This is a genomic window from Chryseobacterium sp. MEBOG07 (assembly GCF_021869745.1).
Lineage (GTDB): Bacteria > Bacteroidota > Bacteroidia > Flavobacteriales > Weeksellaceae > Chryseobacterium > Chryseobacterium viscerum.
Genome location: NZ_CP084579.1, coordinates 3,857,210 through 3,875,611, shown reverse-complemented (window position 1 = coordinate 3,875,611; position 18,402 = coordinate 3,857,210). Strand labels below are relative to the sequence as shown.

18 protein-coding genes are annotated in these 18,402 nt (G+C 30.1%); 1 reads left to right on the top strand and 17 read right to left on the bottom strand.

Annotated features, from left to right (window positions below):
• Window positions 1–347 precede the first annotated feature (347 nt).
• The 14 genes from LF886_RS17745 to LF886_RS17685 all read right to left on the bottom strand — a co-directional run bounded on the left by LF886_RS17745 (window position 348) and on the right by LF886_RS17685 (window position 13,660).
• Window positions 348–713, bottom strand: coding sequence for a hypothetical protein (locus LF886_RS17745; RefSeq protein WP_236850945.1), 366 nt, complete (start codon window positions 711–713; stop codon window positions 348–350).
• Window positions 714–863: 150 nt separating this feature from the next.
• Window positions 864–1,304 carry a hypothetical protein gene (locus tag LF886_RS17740; RefSeq protein WP_236850944.1) on the bottom strand — a complete coding sequence of 147 codons (441 nt, stop codon included), beginning with the start codon at window positions 1,302–1,304 and terminating at the stop codon, window positions 864–866.
• Between the two features lie 1,363 nt (window positions 1,305–2,667).
• Window positions 2,668–3,978, bottom strand: a complete 1,311-nt coding sequence (locus tag LF886_RS17735) for an alpha/beta hydrolase (RefSeq protein WP_236850943.1) — start codon at window positions 3,976–3,978, stop codon at window positions 2,668–2,670.
• Window positions 3,979–3,981: 3 nt separating this feature from the next.
• A complete protein-coding gene (locus LF886_RS17730; RefSeq protein WP_236850942.1) occupies window positions 3,982–4,602 on the bottom strand; it encodes an NAD(P)-dependent oxidoreductase in 621 nt (206 codons plus the stop codon).
• A 201-nt stretch (window positions 4,603–4,803) separates the two neighbouring features.
• On the bottom strand, window positions 4,804–5,073 hold the full coding sequence (locus tag LF886_RS17725) for an O-methyltransferase (RefSeq protein WP_236854331.1): 270 nt from the start codon (window positions 5,071–5,073) through the stop codon (window positions 4,804–4,806).
• 195 nt (window positions 5,074–5,268) lie between these two features.
• Window positions 5,269–6,129, bottom strand: coding sequence for an AraC family transcriptional regulator (locus tag LF886_RS17720; RefSeq protein ID WP_236850941.1), 861 nt, complete (start codon window positions 6,127–6,129; stop codon window positions 5,269–5,271).
• A 131-nt stretch (window positions 6,130–6,260) separates the two neighbouring features.
• Window positions 6,261–6,593: a hypothetical protein gene (locus LF886_RS17715; RefSeq protein ID WP_236850940.1), complete on the bottom strand. Its 333-nt coding sequence runs from the start codon at window positions 6,591–6,593 to the stop codon at window positions 6,261–6,263.
• A 42-nt stretch (window positions 6,594–6,635) separates the two neighbouring features.
• On the bottom strand, window positions 6,636–7,787 hold the full coding sequence (locus tag LF886_RS23950) for a S8 family peptidase (protein WP_262913025.1): 1,152 nt from the start codon (window positions 7,785–7,787) through the stop codon (window positions 6,636–6,638).
• Window positions 7,772–9,097 (bottom strand): S8 family serine peptidase, encoded by a 1,326-nt coding sequence (locus LF886_RS23945; protein ID WP_262913024.1) that lies wholly within the window; start codon window positions 9,095–9,097, stop codon window positions 7,772–7,774. The genes LF886_RS23950 and LF886_RS23945 overlap by 16 nt, the downstream gene beginning before the upstream one ends.
• Window positions 9,098–9,105: 8 nt before the next feature.
• Window positions 9,106–10,086 (bottom strand): AAA family ATPase, encoded by a 981-nt coding sequence (locus tag LF886_RS17705; RefSeq protein WP_236850939.1) that lies wholly within the window; start codon window positions 10,084–10,086, stop codon window positions 9,106–9,108.
• Window positions 10,087–10,145: 59 nt separating this feature from the next.
• A complete protein-coding gene (locus LF886_RS17700) occupies window positions 10,146–10,706 on the bottom strand; it encodes a recombinase family protein (RefSeq protein WP_236850938.1) in 561 nt (186 codons plus the stop codon).
• 323 nt (window positions 10,707–11,029) lie between these two features.
• Window positions 11,030–11,665, bottom strand: coding sequence for a response regulator (locus tag LF886_RS17695; protein ID WP_236850937.1), 636 nt, complete (start codon window positions 11,663–11,665; stop codon window positions 11,030–11,032).
• A complete protein-coding gene (locus LF886_RS17690) occupies window positions 11,655–12,380 on the bottom strand; it encodes a sensor histidine kinase (RefSeq protein WP_236850936.1) in 726 nt (241 codons plus the stop codon). The genes LF886_RS17695 and LF886_RS17690 overlap by 11 nt, the downstream gene beginning before the upstream one ends.
• A gap of 35 nt (window positions 12,381–12,415) precedes the next feature.
• Window positions 12,416–13,660: a hypothetical protein gene (locus tag LF886_RS17685; RefSeq protein ID WP_236850934.1), complete on the bottom strand. Its 1,245-nt coding sequence runs from the start codon at window positions 13,658–13,660 to the stop codon at window positions 12,416–12,418.
• A 486-nt stretch (window positions 13,661–14,146) separates the two neighbouring features.
• On the opposite strand from LF886_RS17685, the gene LF886_RS17680 reads away from it, so the two are divergent.
• On the top strand, window positions 14,147–14,779 hold the full coding sequence (locus tag LF886_RS17680; protein ID WP_236850932.1) for a helix-turn-helix domain-containing protein: 633 nt from the start codon (window positions 14,147–14,149) through the stop codon (window positions 14,777–14,779).
• 1,835 nt (window positions 14,780–16,614) lie between these two features.
• On the opposite strand, the gene LF886_RS17675 is transcribed toward LF886_RS17680, so the two are convergent.
• From LF886_RS17675 to tpiA, 3 genes are all read right to left on the bottom strand, one after another.
• Window positions 16,615–16,794: an SHOCT domain-containing protein gene (locus LF886_RS17675; RefSeq protein WP_410685081.1), complete on the bottom strand. Its 180-nt coding sequence runs from the start codon at window positions 16,792–16,794 to the stop codon at window positions 16,615–16,617.
• Window positions 16,746–16,910: a superinfection immunity protein gene (locus tag LF886_RS24160; protein WP_410685079.1), complete on the bottom strand. Its 165-nt coding sequence runs from the start codon at window positions 16,908–16,910 to the stop codon at window positions 16,746–16,748. The genes LF886_RS17675 and LF886_RS24160 overlap by 49 nt, the downstream gene beginning before the upstream one ends.
• A 661-nt stretch (window positions 16,911–17,571) precedes the next feature.
• Entirely contained in the window at window positions 17,572–18,330 is a 759-nt protein-coding gene (gene tpiA, locus LF886_RS17670) for a triose-phosphate isomerase (protein WP_103234030.1), read from the bottom strand.
• Window positions 18,331–18,402 lie beyond the last annotated feature (72 nt).

Here is an 18,402-nt window from a genome sequence, read left to right as displayed (position 1 = left end):
ACCTCTGGAATTATCTGAATTGCCTGATTCAGTGCCTGATGAACTGTAGTAGTTAACAAACTTAATATAATCGGTATCATAAAGATTATCAAAGTTTTTTTTCTGAATTTACCTTTACAATTTCATTAGCCAAAAAGATGGTCTTTTCTCTAGTATTAATATAGCTGCCGTTTATAGTCAGGTGTAGTTTTTCCTTTATGGGAATTAAGAAGATAAAGCGATTTCTTTCAGGAGTGTATAATACCTTATGATATAAATGACTTTGAATTTTAAGCAGATTGTTCCAAAGATAGTTATCTTTTGAAAATAAGAAGAATGCTAAGGATGTGGCCATTGATTTAATATTCTCACTTCCGTGTTTTTTCAATGACACTTCCGCCTTTTGTTTTTGGTTCCCATTTTACCATTTCTGTTAACTCCTCAAAATCAGCTCTAAATAAATTTTGAATGATGAGAGAGTTTACAAAATAAAAGGCTTGGGCGATAACAACAGACGGAATAATAATGGTTATGGGAGTACGTTTCTTAAATATGACCTCAATTTGGTAATACTTTGTTCCTACAGACTCTTTTGAAGAAACAGAGCTTTGATTATCTTTTACTGTTTGAAAACTAATTTTCTCGTAACTTTCAAACCATACTCCTAATTGATAATTTTTCTTCTTTATTCTTTTCGATTTATCATCAAATTTATCATCAATTTTTAAAAACATGAGTGATTCAATATTGAGTTCTTCATAATGATAAGATTGTATTTTTTCAACTATAGAATCACCTTCACGCTTGTATATGACATGTGCGAATTCGATTCTTGTGTATATTTCATGATTAACATGCTTAAACCAATAAGGAAAATTGGGATTTTATAGAATCCCTCTGTAATAGAAGTGAAGCTGAATTATAGTTCTTTTTTTATTACCTTGTTCTAATCGGTGAAAAGCAATTGGTTCATGACATTTAGGACAACAATCACGTAAAATAGTTTCATAATTACAAAATACATAAGAAATTAATAACCTCCATTGCTTTTTGTAATACGTCTTTCTTGATAAAAATATTGGACAATATAAAAGCTCAGTATGTTTACGCTTTCTATGAAAAATGCCCAAAGGAAGTATCCCAGAGGTAACACCATTTGGATTATGATTTTCAAATAACCAACTTTGATAGCTGCTTAAAAACAGATTTTCAATAACAACATACTCCAAAGGAGTATTATCAAATATTACTTTTTTTAAATAATCTGTAGTTGTATTATCTGCATCCCCGTTCCAGAAATGTTTACGCTTAAATGATATTTCCAAAAGAATGGCACTTTACAGAATCCTCTTGTGATAGTCTAAAATCGGCTTGTGAAAAGCTCATCCTGATATGGCGGAATATAATGTTACCATATATTTTTTTCTAATATCAGGATATCTTTTATGAGAATTAAGCAATAATGTGCCTATTTACGTTTATTACTCTTTTAAAAACAAATACTGATTCTGAAAACACAATAAGCTTAATTCTCATTACAAACAAAGAAATCCGTCTTACAACTGATTTCTTTGTTTTTAGCTTATCTATAAAGCGAGTAGAATTACAGGGATAATTATATTTTTATCTTTACAAAGGAGCAAAATAAATTTCACTTATAAACATTAACTTTAGGCCCATCGGGGCTTTTTTGCTTCTTTATATTGTTTCTGCTATTAAGAATTTTATAATAGATTTTATCCTTAACCAGTTTTTTTACTTTTCGTGAGCTGGCACCTAATATAAAAAGACAGCATTCGCACTGTCTTAAACTAGATCTTAAAAAACTTGTTCAATATACCTCTGTTAATCCGAAAACACTAAAGTAAATAATATTTTTTTTCCTATGAGCTTATTTTTCAAATATTTACTATTTTTAATTCACAAAGAATACAAATATAAAAATAGAAAGTCTTTTGAACTGTCTAAAAAATGAATTTGTTCCGAATGTTTTTTGATAAAATTTATAATTTTTTTAATTAATATTTCATCGTAGAAACTTCAGAATTTTATTCAAAAATTAATTTAAAATAAAAGGCTAAATTTTATTTTCTATAAAAATCGCTTTTTTAATAAACTTTATAAATAAATGAAAACCTTCAGCTATCTTTTCCATAATTAATCGGTAGTGTTTATAGCCTCAAAGATATTGATTGTGGATCAAAGAAAAATTGTAAATATTAAATAATAAACTACAGTAATTAAACCTCAATAACTATATAGACATGTTCATTAATTATATGTAAATACAAAATATAATTTTAATGTAATTCTATCACCCAGCACACATTACACAAGAATTTTTACTTTCAGAAATAAGATATGGGGCAGGGCTTTTCCAAAAGCATTCGTCCTAATATATAAATATCTATCGTTTTTGAGATTTACTTTATAATTTCACTAAGGTTATTATCCTTTAAAAATTGTTTGAGATGCAATATAATTTTAAAATTCTGCGACATAAGCTTCAAGTGTGAAAATTTCTATTTCTATATTATCTCCATAAATATATAATTCTACTTCAAATGTTTTCATAAATAAATGCCCCTAAAAAAGTGTCTAACTTTTTGGTGGTAGTCCATTTCGAGGAATTTTTTAGATTAAGCATGTCGGTCGCAAATAAAAATTCTAAAATGTCTGCGTTGGGCATTAATAATTGTTTTGATTAAACCAGTTTGATATTTCATTTACAGCTTGTCCAATTACCATTGGATCCTCATAAAATTGAAAGTGTACTGTTCTGTCCAGCCAAATTGATTTCTTGTTTTGTGTTGGAATTGAGTTGAAAATCTGTTTGGCATATTTATATCCACCGTCACTCATTTCTCCATGTATCAGCAAAGTAGGTTTTGAAATCTTTTTTGCCACAGACAATGCATCAAAATTCAAAGTTTCCAACTCGCTCATTGTGGTTACTTTGTTTTGCCAACCGCCCCGATAGGTAAAATAAGGTGCTTTATTTTCCCAGGGATGATACCATTCATAAATAGGTAATGGTGGTAAAAGTTGTTCATTTCCTATGCTGTCAATTATTTTTATGTAATCTGTTTTGCCTGTTTTTTCAAATTTTTCTTTGGCAAGTTTTGCTCTTTGCAAATGTGTGTCCCATACTTTTTCATTGCCTAAAAGATGGACCATATTTTCTTTTATCAAATAATTTCCTGAAACCAATGCTATTCCCTTTATACGTTTGTCATCAATACTTACTTGCATCATTTCGTTTGTACCGTTACAGATGCCAATGACAAAAATGTTGTCGGCATCCACATCATTTCTCGAAATTAAAAAATCAATAGCAGCTTTTACATCTTCTTCTTTATTTTTCAGACTTTCAAATTGCCGTGGTTGTCCTTCACTTTCGCCATAGCCTCTTGCATCGAAACACAAAGCAACAAAACCTTTTTCGCTTAACCGTGTTGCGTATTGGATGGGCGATTGCTCTTTTACCGAGCATACCGGACCTAAAATAACAACGGCTGGTTTCTTATTTTTACTGTCATTATTACACAAAAGTCCCACCAAATTTTGGTTGTTACTTTTAAAATTTACTTTTTCTATAGTAAGCATATTTTCACTTTTTTCTGAAATAATTTTAAAAGAAGTCTTGTAGTTATACAGTTTGTTATTGGGTAAAGTAAATGCAACGAAAACTTCATTGGTATTTAAATTAAAAATATCAACCATATTGGAACCATCTTTTTCTATCCAATAGATTTTATAAATTCCATGTGATATTTCTTCAATTTTATAATTTTCAACAGCCGTTTTCCCTGTTTCATTATTGGGTGCAGAAATGTATGTCCATTTTGCCTGATTATCGGATATAATCTCTAAATTCAAATGAAGGTTATCTGTTTGATAATCAAATGTTTTTCCGATAAGTTTTAAGCCCGTTTGAGCTTTCGCATTATTGAAAATTGATAGCAAAACTATTAACGTAGTTATAATTATTTTTTTCACTTACTAGCTATTTACTAATCCTATTCTTGTTTTGTTGAATTCATTTCGTGTAATTTCCTGAGCAATAAAATACCCCACATTTCCAAACGAAATTTGTTTAGCCTCACTTTTAGGGAAATAATTTTCTTGTGAAAGATAGTTTCCATCCGCATAGCCCTCAATAACCATTGTTGGGCAGATAAAAAGATAGTTAATGTCTAATGGTGCGATGTTGGTGTAAGCTTCCCAATGGTCGACTCGTTGATTTTTTAGAAATCCGGGTTGTCCTACCAAATCTCTGCGCAAAGTTTTGCTATCCTGCAACGTAAGTCCTGAACCTCCAACTATAATTAATCGTTGGTTATTAAAAACCAATTTGGCTAATAATTTTCCAACGGGTGCAACGATCATAGTTGGGTCTTCGTAGTTTCTGTTTCCAAATGCCGAAACAATTACTTCAAAACCTTTGATGCCTTCTGCAATTTTAATTTCGTCATTTAGTTCTCCTGTGATAATGGTAACATTTTCAGGATATTCATTTTGTCGGATATAAACACTTACTTCATTTTCTGCTTTTAAATTTTCTTTTACAATTTGTTTTCCCATTAAGCCTGTTGCTCCGAAAACGATTACTTTTTTTGACATAATTTTAATATTTATTTTTACTGAAATTCCGTTGTGCGAAACATTAATAATTGATGTTTTATAAGTGCCTAAATTGTCTAAATATTTGAAAAATCTTCCATCATGGCCATAACCATCAATAACATTGTACATTGTATAAAGTCCTCCATTTTTTATTTTTGGCTTACAAAGTTTAAAGAAAGTTGTGTAACCTTCATGCGGTTATGTGCTCCATGTTGCATCTGAAAAAACAAAATCGAAAACCTCGTTTAAAGTTGGAATTATCTGCATTGCATCGCCCAATTTCATTTCAATTAAATGGGAAACTCCAGCTTTTTCAAAATTGGATTTTGCTTTTTCAAATCTACTTTTGTAAACTTCAATGGTAGTCACTTTTCCACCTGTTTTTTCTACCGTTTTTGCCAACCAAATGGTAGAATGAACGCTGGATGTACCAATTTCTAAAATATTTTTACAGTTGTTGGCAAGGATTAGTTTTTCTAATTCTTGTCCGTCTTCAAAAGGGACGTTGTAATCTGTCTAGGTATTGCGGTGCTGGATTAAGAAATTGTGAATGATATTCGTTTGGGATATTATTTCGCTCATCATTTTTAATTATTTGATAATGCAAAGATGAGCAGGAAAGTTATGAAGTTGTTAGGACAAAACGTATGTTTGTCGGTACTTTTAAGAGATGCTTTTTCTGAATTCTAATGGAGAAATTCCAACTTGTTTTTTGAAATAACGCGCAAAATAACTGCTGTCTTCAAAGCCGAGTTGGTGGGTAATTTGGCTTACTGTCAGTTCGGAAAAATTTAGTAATTGTTGTGCTTCCAAAATAATTCGTTTTTTTATTAATTCAGTAGGTGTTTTTCCGCTGATTGTTTTTATGGATGTGTTTAAATGATGAGTAGAAATATGCAATTGAGAGGCATAATTTGAAACAGAGAGATTTTTGGCAAAATGTAATTCAATTAAATTTTTAAACTGCTTAAAAATTACCATTTGATGTTTGCTGCTATTTTGATTATTTTTTGACGAAAATATTTTTTGAATGCGCCTTAATAAAACCAATAATAATGCTTGAATTGTTTCGGTTGATTTCTCACTGCATTTAGATTCTTGATAGAGCAAATCTACAATGGGTTCTATCGCTTTTTTATCTTCATTTTTAATTTTTAAAAACGGATTTTCGTGAAAATTATCCATATAAGAAAGCTCAAAAAGGATATTTTTATTTTGAAATATTTGAAGAAAAAACTGTTCTGTAAATAATATGGCATAACCTTGTATATTTTCCCATTCTTCAAACAAATGCAGCTGACCCGGCGAAATAAAAAATAAAGTGTCTTTCGAAATAGCATAATTTTTATAATCAATATTTTGACCGCTTGTCCCCTTTGTAATCCACAAAACTTCATAGAAATTATGCTTGTGTGGAAATTCAATATTTTCGGGTTCTACCATATCTTCAAATTTGTCCACCAAAAATTCAACCTGTTTATCAGGTCGATTGATGAGATCAGAAATAAATATTGTTTTGAACATTTTGTAATATTTCAATTGTATTTTGAGATTATTTTTATTTTTTAGCAATAATATCTGCCGCTGGAAGATATTCCGGATTTGGCAACTGCAGAAGTTATAAATTTTTGAGTTTTAACTATCGTTTTTGAGATTTAATTTTTTTGGTTATCTTTTAATGCAAATAACTCATTTAAATTTCCTTTAAAATCAGATTCTTTAATTAATTCAAAACCAATAATATTTTTCGTTAAAATTCTAAGCACGCTCCCATTATTTCTATCAGCTATTACTAAAATTCCTGTTTTGATAGTATTAAAATTTATTTCAAAATTTAAAGGGTATAAATCAAAAATAAATCCACCATCCATCCATAATTTGATCTTTAAATCTTTTCTTACAGAATAAATGTCTTCATCAGAACCTTCAAATGTTGGGTGTAGTTCTAAAAAAAATTTCAAATCCTTAAGCAACTCATTTTTCTTCATATTATAAAAATCTAATATTTGATCGTTTATTGAGATTATAAATTAAATTTCAATTGGAATTTGTAAAAGAACTGGAGTATAAATATCCACATTTATATCTGATGTCTCAATTGTTACGATTAAGCTATAGCGAATTTGATTGGTATAGCGAGCAAGTTGCTTTCTATTTTTCCACCATCCTCCTACGGGATAAATTGCAATTTTATTTCGCGTCGAAAGATCTATAGCTGTCCCTTCCCAAATATCTTTATGGATAGATCCTTTATCACGAGCTTTTGAGCCAAGAATCCAATGCTCATTTCCTTCAGGAATATAATTGTCATCGCGGGCTGCTTTACTTACTCTCGCAGAAAATGCCTCTTCGCTCTCGTTTGTATCAATCATTTTAAATCTTAAACCATGCGAACGGTAGCTTGCTGCAAGTTCATATTGACGATTACCTGGATTAGGCTCGATGAAATATGACAACGTTAGTTTTAACTGGACTGGAGTATTCATTAGTTCTTGAAGCACATCAACAGGCCAAGGTAGGTCTATAAGATGAAAATCATTTGTTTTAACTCTATTATCTTCAAACTTATATGGTTTCAGGTATCTTTCAATAATTAATGAAAGTGAATTGTTAGCACTAAATTTTGCCTTATTAAAATTCGGAACACCATATCCCACAGTTGATAAAAGAGCAAGTTTACGATCAATAGATAACTCGGAGATATGATGTCCGCCGAGCATAGAGTCTGTCCAATCTGCCGAGTGAATAATTAATGCTCTGATAGTCTCAGGCCAATATGCTGGATATGATTCATAAAGCTGAGCTGCAAATTTACTTGCCAAAGCTGTTGAAGCACTTGTATCTCCGAATGTTGTAAACCATGAACGTCCAAGTCCACCTTTCGCTGTCGATAAAAGAGACAACGAATCTGGGTCAATTATTCCATCACTAAAAATTCCTTGATTCCCCCCCTCCATGACAATGTCAGGTTTTCTTGGCCATTCTTGTTGCCACATTATAGATGTTTTATTACATGGTGCCATGTCTCCCCTTTGAGCAACCAATAATGCTTCTGGAAACTGATTAAAATCTATGGCATCCTTCAAAGTATATGCACCTACAGTAACTGCATTAAAGGATTGCGCAGGATCCTCAATTGAATATTCGTCATTAATTATTGGAAAATTTATTCGATCATCCATCGGAATGTTACCAGAGGACACAAAAATAGAGTTGTATTATTTGGATTATCTGTATCTCCAAAAATTCTTTGATCTATTGCTGCTGACCAAGATGAAGGTCTTCCTAAATGCACTAAAGTATCACTGGTTACTGCCATACAAACAATCCTTTTACTTCGCGGATTGATTAATTCTGCACGAGCAATAGCCTCCTGCGTTATAGCACCATATAGCTCAGGGTTATTTGGTTGGCTTGGTTCAATAATCTTTATACTTTCAAGATCATGGTAAATCTCTATTCTGTTAAATCCATCCATGGCATCACTCAAATCCCCGTACATTATCAATCCCGCCATAGGTGTACCATGGCCTTGCCTATGAGAATCGTTTTTAGACCAAGATGGCTCAATTGTATCTAAATTCCTAACATTAATCAAATTTTCCAATAGCGGATGGGCGATATTAACACCTGTATCTAATAAACAAACAGATACATTACCTAACACCTGATAATTATCTATTCTTTCATTGAGATTTTGAATCCAATCATTTTCCTCTTGCTTATCAAGATAAGTAAAAAAGTCTGCTGTCTCTTTAGGTTTTCTTAGTTCCGAAAGAGAATCAGTATATAAAATCGAATTACCCAACTGGATTGCATTTCCATAAACTAAGAAAACAATATGTTCTGGAAAAGAAAGATATCTCCCCCTTCCAATTTGGATCCCAGCATTTCTCAAAATTTCGAAAATTCCTTCTAGTTGTTCATCAGTTGATATTAAAGAATTTCTATATATCCAGATTTCCCACCATGTATTCTCTCCAGATTCCGGAAATGCAAGTTCAGGCTCCTGCCAGAAACTTTTTAATGTTGCACTTTTAATTGACTCAAGATTAGCAATGAGATTCTGATGTTTAGGATTTCCCCTAGCTGTTTCTTCACCAATATACTGTTCCACTTTTCGTAAAAAGCCACCAATGGCTCTAGGATTCATGCATACAGTTGCTTCGTAGATATCGTCTTCCGAGTTTTCGCCAGGTATTCTTCTGTATGAAGCGAGTCTGTAATTCAAATTTGAATCCTCAAATTTATCGATGTCTAAAAGAAATCCTGGTGCCGATTTGAAAACAAGATAAACGAACTCAACTTCAGGTGCAAGTACCTTAAAAATATCAACAGCTTCGTTAAATTCATTTTGTATTTTGTGCCCTTGAACTGCTCTGTCAAGATTTAGACGCGGCTTTACTTTACTTCTCCCCGTAGAAATGGAGGTATAAGGCATTGGAGCAGTACGTTCTTTGAGAAAAATGTGATCACGTAAAAATTGAGGCATATTTTAGGTTAAAATGGTTTCTTTCTATGCTTTATTGAATCAATAAAGTCATCCTCAGAAATTTCATCTACCCCATACACCAAAATATCTTTTGCAAGATCTTCACAAACTCTAGAAATCTCAGAATAACTGAGGCCAATTGACTCTGTAGCAATTTTTTCTAAATTAAAACTATTACTTAAATTAAGTTCATCCAATCTTTTCACATATAGCTTTTTAATTTCCGGTAATTCCGGTAATGTGTAAATGATTATATCATCAAAACGTCTAAAGAGAGCTGTATCTAAAACTTCAGGAATATTAGTAGCAGCAATGATTACACTGTTGGAATTATCCTTCTCCAGCTGCAATAGAAAACTATTTAAAACCCTCTTGATTTCTCCAACCTCATTAAGGCTTGTTCTGGTAGTTCCTACACTATCAAATTCATCAAAAAGGTAGACAGCACGGAATTGATTCATCGCATTAAAAATTTGTCTAAGCTTAGCAATCGATTCTCCCATATATTTGCTAATCAAACCATCCAGCCTGATAACAAATAATGGTATAGCTAGTTCGTTCGCAAGAGCACTAGCAGACATCGTCTTACCACATCCCGGAGGACCCGCAAATAATAGTTTTTTTCTAGGGTGAAGATTATGATGTTTTAAAAGTTCAATTTTGGATTGCTCATCTAATATTCGTCTGAGTGACTTGTTGATTTTAGAAGATAAAATCATATTATTAAGCTTAAACTCTGGTTGAATAAGTTCTAATAATTCGCTTAGTTCCTTTTGACCAACGCTATCATGAAGTGGTCTTATAACACCTGCAAATTTTGATTTGCTTGACTTTGCATTATCAATAAGCTTCTTTATCTCATCAGCTAAAGTGACATGCCCTTTTTTAGCTTCAGCGGCAGCAATTTGCATTGCGGTAGCATAAAACCTGCTATCGTCACCAACCCCATATGATTTAATTAAACTCTTTATTTGTTCTGCTGCAGCCATAAGTATATAATATACAAAATAACAATAAATATTTGAAATCTGATTAAATAGCTATCAACTTAAGATTTAACTATTTTATAAAATGTTGTTTTGCTTCCAATTTTGAAAGCTTTCATAATTTCCTCAATAGAAAGATTTTTACTTTCATAGGAAGTCTTCACTAAAGGAGCAATTTTTTTATATTTTTCTGTCATTCCTTTTGGTCTACCTCCATTTTTTCCTCTTGCTCTAGCTGCTTTCAATCCAGCATTTGTTCGCTCTATCAAAACGTTTCTTTCATGTTCAGCCAAAACACAAAAAATCTGGAAGATTAATTTTCCACTAGCAGAGCTGGTATCTATATTCTCAGAGATAGATCGAAAGTGTATCCCTTTCTTGTTCAATTCTGTTACGAATTGAATTAATCCAACTGTTGTTCTTCCAATCCTGTCTAATCTCCAAATAGTTAAAGTATCTCCCGTCCTAATATATTTCAATAAATCATTAAGTTGTGGCTTTTCCGATTTTACACCACTAACTTTGTCAACATAAATTTTTTCTATTCCGACTTTTTTTAAAGCATCTGTTTGTAAATCTAAATTTTGTTCAAACTTGCTGACTCTTGCATATCCTATTATCATTAGTACATTTTACTCATTTTCAACAAATATAATGTAATTTGATTTTATGTACAACGAAAATGTACTTAAAAATACGAGAAAAAGCTTTAATAAAAAAAATCAATACAATTATATAAAACCGACAGTTTTCTGAATCCGTTGCAGAAAATTTATTAAGAAAACCATTATAATAGAATAGTGTTTCTGTCTTTCTTGATAATGAAAAGAGATTCGTAAGAGTTATTCCTGCTGTCGTTTGCCTATTCCCGAAACTGTATTTTCTGTGCTTCTGTCAATTAATTAAAGAATAAGAAAGGTGTATTTACAGTATGACATCAGAAATTTTAAAGAATTCCATATTCTTTTGCAAGATTAATCACTTCCAACGTACTATTTGCATTAAATTTCTGTAAAATATTTTTTCTATGTGTTGCAACGGTTAGTATACTGAGTGAAAGGATTTCCGCTACTTCTGGCCCTGTTTTACCTTTAGCTATAAGCTGTAAGATTTCAGTTTCTCTAAAAGTTAATTTTGGATCTTGGTGAAGTTTTAACAAGGAGGGTTTACTTATAATTTGTATAATTTCATCATTAAAAACAATTTTTCCATTCAAGGCATCATTAATACTTTGATTAAGTTCTTCAATGCTGGAATTCTTTAATAAATAACCATTTGCTCCGTTTTGTAGACTTTGTAGAATAATTGTTCTTTCCGCTCTATTACTAATAAGTATTACTACTATGTCCGGATTCTTTTTTTTTATCTCTTTACATATTTCCGCTCCGTTTCCATCCGGAAGATTAATATCTAACAGGATTACATCCAAGTGATGACTTTTAATATATTCTATAATTTTTTTTCCTTCTGTAAAAGTAACTACAATATCAAAATTATTATTTTGAGTAAGAATGTTCACAAGACCATGTATAACGATTGGATGGTCATCCACAATAGCAATTTTTACACTTTTATTTTTCATTAATAATTAATTCAATATTTATAATAGTACCAAGATTATCTTTGGATTTTATATCCATTTTTCCGTTCATATAATCTACCCTTTTTCTTATATTGAAAATTCCATGCCCTTTATCATTGAAATATTTTCCTATTCCTATACCATTATCTTCTACTGTTATTAAAAATAAATTTTCAGATTGTGAGCATTGTATAAAAACTTTTTTTGCATGGGAGTGTTTTATAACATTTGTTAATAATTCCTGAATTATTCTGTAGATGTTTAATTGAGAGTTTTGTGAAATTATTTTTTCATTAATATTTAAAGGTAAGAATTCAATTGTAATTTTTTTTGCTGAAAAGAATGCACACAGATCATCTATAGAATAGATGAGTCCGTAATTTATAAGAGAGGCTGGAGACATATTTTCTGAAATTCTCCTTAATTCGGAAATCGAATAATCCAGTTGGTTCAATATTTCATTAAAATCAGATTTATCTTCTAAGTTAGAATTTTCTGACCATAATGAGAAATTTAATTTTACGGTGGAAAATAATCCGCCAACTCCGTCATGGAGTTCCTGGGATATTCTTTGTCTTTCATGCTCTTCTCCATCCAGTAATGCTCTAGTGATTTTTAATTCCTCAAGTTGCTTTTGTTCTTTTATATTTTGGATTAAATTAATTTCGATTTGCTTGTCAAGCTTTATTTTATTCTTAAAATAAAACAATATCAAGATCAACAACATAATTATAGAAAATAGTATACATCCTAAAATCCAGAAATATATTTTATTTTTTTTATCTCTATTTCTTTTTCCTTTATTTCTTTTTCCTTTTCTAATGTTCTGTATTTTGTTTCTAATAATGATATTTCATATTGTATTTTTTGGTCATATATACTATCATTTAAAGTAGAATATTTTTTTGACCAGTATAATGCTTCTTTGTTATTATTAAGAAGTTCATTAACATCCCTAAGTTGAGTATAAATAATTTTGCGATTGTTGACTTCCTTACTTAAATCTCCATTTTTAAAAAATTCTAACAATGTATTTTTTGCCTGCTTATATTTTTTTAATTTCGTTAAAACATCACTCTTTTGAAATAAAAATTTTTGCAGAAATACATTCTGTTTAAACTTCTTAGATCTTTTAATTCCATTATCAGATATCAATAATGCTTTTGAATACTGTTTGAAGTTTATTAATACCAGCAGTTGAGAATAAAGGTAATAAGTATAATGAGATGTCTCTTGATAAGGGGTAATGATTTTTGTTGCTTTATCTAAATAGGGTTTTGCTAAACCTTCGTAACCAGCCTCATAAGAGTACGAATCGCTTAATGCAAGATATGTAGTATATAGATGAATCGAGTTTGGATATTCTTTTTCAAGGATGTCTATTGATTTCAGCATGTATAATACTCCCTTTTTGTAGTCATTTAGACTATTGGTCAAATGCACTCCCAATAGGGTATAGAAGTAGGCAATATTCTTTTGATTCTTATATTTTTGAACTAATGGAATTGATTTTTCTGTTAATGTTTTAATAATATAAGGATAACTTTTCTGATTAACTTGAACAATAGCATATCGATACCAGGAATCTGCAAGATAAAAATCTGATTTTCCACTATTTATTTTTGAAAGATACTCAATTGCTTTCTTAAATAATCCTTCCGCTTTATTCTTGTCTGTGTTAAGATAAAGAAGCCCTTCAAAATAATAAGATTGTCCCAGCGAAAAAGCATCTTTTGATAAATATAGTTTACTTTTTATAAAGTATTTTTTTGCCAGTGTAGGCTCTATTATTCTGTAGAAATCACTAAGCAATAGTAATGTAGTTTCTTGATCTTTTTGCGCTTTTTTATGTAATAGATCAAATTCTAATTGATGTAGGTACTTTTGTTCATCCAATGGAACCCTGTATTGAGCATGTCCAAAACCTGGAAAAGAAATAAAAATTATAATTATAAATGGAAATAAATATCGAATATAATCCTTAAAACATTTCATTTTTTATTTGGGTAATAAATTGATTAAACTTAAATATAGGTCTACCTTATTTGAGGTAGATGAAAATACATTTTTGGTGGTATTGTTTTGATTTGTAGTCGTTTGTAATTTTGCGCTAGATTTTTTATTAAAAATAATGTTTTTCTATAACAAATATGTTTAAGTAGGTATAGGGACACTAAATAATAAAAACAAACACAAAACTACACAAATGTTTAATTATAATCAATTACAATCTTTCTCTTATACAGAGCAAGAATTAGGAATACAAAAAAAAAATCTAAAATTGTTGAAAACGGATTTTCAATATTTAATCTTAAAGACTTTGATTGTAATGCACCTTATACAACATTACTAACATATCCAGATTATTTTTCGTTTTTATTTGTTAAGAAGGGATCAGGAAAATGTTATATAAACGGTAAGCTTTGTTTTTTAGAACCTTACACCATCAATTTTATAAATAGAAATGTAGAGCAAATATACATGTTTGATAGTTTTGATGAAGTATATATTTTAACTTTTGAAGAATATTTTATTAAAAAATATATGTTTAATCATACATACGAAGAATTCCCATTTTTGCTTACAGATGAGTTCTTTTCTAACATTGTATCACATGAATTTTTTGAACATGTAGAATACCTATATCTTCAGATGAGAAGGTATTTCAAAGAAAATGATAAAAGTTTTAAAATAATCGGACATCTGTTTGCCGCACTGTTACATAGATATAAAGAGTCCTGTTTTCATGATGAGCCAGTAAATATAGATTCACAGATGATACACTCATTTAAAAAACTGTTAGATAGTCATTATCAGGGATTGGTAAATGGTGCTGAAGATAAGATATTTCAAGTACAGGATTATGCAAATGCCCTAGGATTTCACCCTAGTTACTTTGGGGCGATGATAAAAGTAAAAACAGGCAAGTCAGCTTCAAGATGGATTGCAGAAAAAACGATTTCTCAATCAAAGCTGCTCCTAAGGAATCAATCTATTTCTATCAAAGAAATCTCATATCAGCTTGGTTTCTCTGTACCAGGACACTTCAGCAGCTACTTCAAAAAACACACAGGAGTTTCACCTAAAGAATATAGAAGAAATTTTGATTCTTAAAATAAAGCACCATTTATATGGCCATCAAGCACACTCATTTTGATGAATGTTTAATAGGTGTAGTTTCTTCTTTAAATCTTATGATTATTAAGTAGTATTTGGATTCTAAATTATAAGATATAAATTATTTTAATGATTAATAAACAAGCAACTCTGGCTCTTCTAAAGCAGGAATAAAGCCAATGAGTAGAATTCAGATTATCAATAATAATATAATATAAGCAATTTTTAGTTTTGTAGCTGGCATATTTATTAATATGATAACCGCTTTCATTATCAGAGAGAAAAGGGGCAATATATGTATATAAATTATTTATCTAATATAAGGTATTATTACAAATTAAATAAAATTGATAATTAGAAAGGCATATATTTCATATTATTAAATACATATGCTAAATGCTTTTTCAATTAAATCTTTAAATAACGAATCTCACTAAATTATATAAATAAAAAGAGCAAACATTATTATTGGGGACGATTATATAGATAATGAACTTATATATGCCTATGATAAGAACATCATGAGTTTTCTAAAGTACAATGATAAAATTCTCTGTTTTTTATTAATCGAAACAGAAAATTTATATAATAGAATATAAAAAAGAGAAAAAATTGGTCAAGAGTAATTCGTACCTACCTAATGACGGATTTTATAAGCTATAAAATAGGATAAAGAAAATTTCTTTATCCTGCCACCTTATTTCTATGGCAAATATGAAAAATATTAATCAATAATGAAACGTCTAGTGCTGAATTTAAAATCATTCCTATTTTTGAATTAATTGTAAATTTTTTAATCATGGAAAAATACCATTCAATTTTTTTGATGACTATAACAAATGGCCGCATTACTTGGTGATTTTTATTCAATAATACTAACTGCTGATATTACAAATACTGTATGCTATAACAAATTGCTGTTTGAAGATTTTATTAGTTCTTTAAATGCAATTAAAATTGTTTCAATTATACTTGTTTATACATTTTTTACTGTATTTGGTCTTATCAATTTTGCGGGCAAATTTACCCTCTTTTCTTATCTTGAAAACAACTGATGATTATGAGAGAAATCAATTTTCTGAACACTCTTTATTGGATAAAGCATTTAAAGAGGATAACTCAACCATGCTTAGTTATTACAATGAGTTTCAGAAAAGTAAAAAAGTTAAATTATACATAAAATACAATTGTTTGTTAGTGATTTTTCTTATTATATTTGAAATAAGATTAAATCAAGGGGTAGTTCAAAGAGCTTTATCAAGATCAGTGAATAATTACTATTTTTCACTAATACTATCAATAACAGCAATAAGTTTTGTTATATGTGTTTTATATCTTACTTTCAATAAAATAGGCTATTATACGGAAATCAGCAAAGATGATGGAAAGAAACTGACAAGATAAAGTTTTTCGCATAGAAAACCCTGCTAAAAAAGCAGGGTTCTCAATTATATTCAGGACGTTAAACTATGTAGACTTCCTAAAATACTCTTTTACCAGTTCTGTACCCTCATTTGCGATATTTTAATATAGCCGTTAAATGTTTTTAAGACCTTTGCCCTGTAATATTCATAATTCCCCCTATTAGGGAATGTAACTTTTGAACATACTTGCAAGTGATCCCTTAATTCCAGATTAACAGTCTATTCATTCGGTTCATTATAAGGGTTAGGTGTTGGTGTCCTTCTGATATTTCGCTTTTTTATTCTTCAATTGATCTTTATTTCTTTTATTTTCAGTTCAATAACATGCTTTAATATAAAATTTAAATCTTCTTACCGAATTGTCAAAATAAGCTTCATCATCACTTTTTAGATTCAGTTGTTAATATATTAGAGATCTAATATTTTCTTTTTCTCTGCCTCAAATTCCTCATTGTTAATCGTACCTGAAGAACGTAAATTATTTAATTTATTGAGTTGATCATACTTGTCTGAAGTTACTGTGGACTCAGCTTTATTTTTTATATAAATAATATTTCTACTCGAAAATGCCTTTGCAAATGTAACCACCAACCATAAATAGTCCAGCTGAAAAAGAGATTGATAAATAATATGGTAAAAAATTTCCATTTGATGATAGGAGATCTTAATAAAGCAATAAGAGAAGGAATGAAATAAATAAACAAAATTATTTTAAGGAAACTTGCTCTTCCTTCTGTGGAATTAACAGATGTAAGAAATTGTTATCATACCTTTAATAGTTTAAAAAAGCGTGGAACTGAAGTCAATCAGTACTTAGCCCACGCTAGTATAAGACATGGGCGTAAGTCTATCATTTTTGGTTATTATTCAAATAAAATTCGCGGCTTTATGTACCAAAACGATAGCTTATGCTTTACGTTAATTTTTATTTCTAAAATATAATTATTTCATTAATAAGTTTTTCTTAACAAAAGAGATTATGCAAGAATTATGTACTCCTGATGGCAATCGCAGAAAATATAATCAAATTATCTCCTATAAATTACTATTAAATAAAATTAAAAAGGCTCTAAGTTTGTAGAATTTTCTAATGAAAAAATACTTTGAAATATAGAATAAAAAAAATCGATTGTATAATTATCAAAAGTTGAAATATTAGGTGTAATTATATTTGTTTGATTTTCAGTGTTTTATTATTTTTATTTTGATAATATTTGACTTTCGATAATACCACTTATCACAAGCTTTTGATAAAGTCGATATTCAATAATTAGATTTTTTTAATAAAACGGCGGCATCTTCGATGCCGCCGTTTTTATCTATGAATTAGGAATAAGCTTTAGCCGAAACCTATTATTTTCAATATTAATTAAAACCTTCAATAATCTTAGAGAAATCCTCTAATTTCAAAGCAGCACCTCCAATAAGACCTCCGTCGATGTCAGGCTGAGAGAAAATTTCTTTTGCATTATCAGGCTTTACAGACCCTCCATAAAGGATAGATACTTCATCAGCAACTTCCTGTCCATATTTTGAAGCAATAATGTTTCTGATGTGAGCATGGATTTCCTGAGCCTGCTCTGGACTTGCCGTTTCTCCTGTTCCAATAGCCCAAACCGGTTCGTAAGCGATCACTACTTTTTTGATCTCTTCAGCAGAAAGCGTGAAAAGAGCCACTTCAGTTTGATTTTTTACGACTTCAAGGTGTTGTCCTGCTTTTCTTTGGTCAAGAGTTTCTCCGTTACAATAAACAGGAATTAGACCTTTATCAAGAGCTAATTTGATTTTTCTGTTACAGTGAGAATCAGTTTCTCCGTGGTACTGTCTTCTTTCAGAATGTCCGATCAATGATCCGGTTGCATCAATAGACTCTAGCATATCTGCAGAAATTTCTCCTGTGTAAGCACCGCTTTCATGCTCGCTCATATCCTGAGAAAATACGCCGATTTCATCCTTTTCAAAGATGTCTTTTGCCATCATTAAATATAAAGACGGTGGCGCGATCCAAACCTCACAGTTGGTAGCATTGTTGTTTTTATAGCTTAGTAACTGAATCATCAATTGTTGTGCATCAATTACATTTTTGTTCATTTTCCAGTTTCCTGCAACTATTTTTCTTCTCATAAGATTTAAATATAGATTTATTTTACTTTTAATTTTTTCTCTAATGAATCTGCGTTATCTGCAAAATCTGCG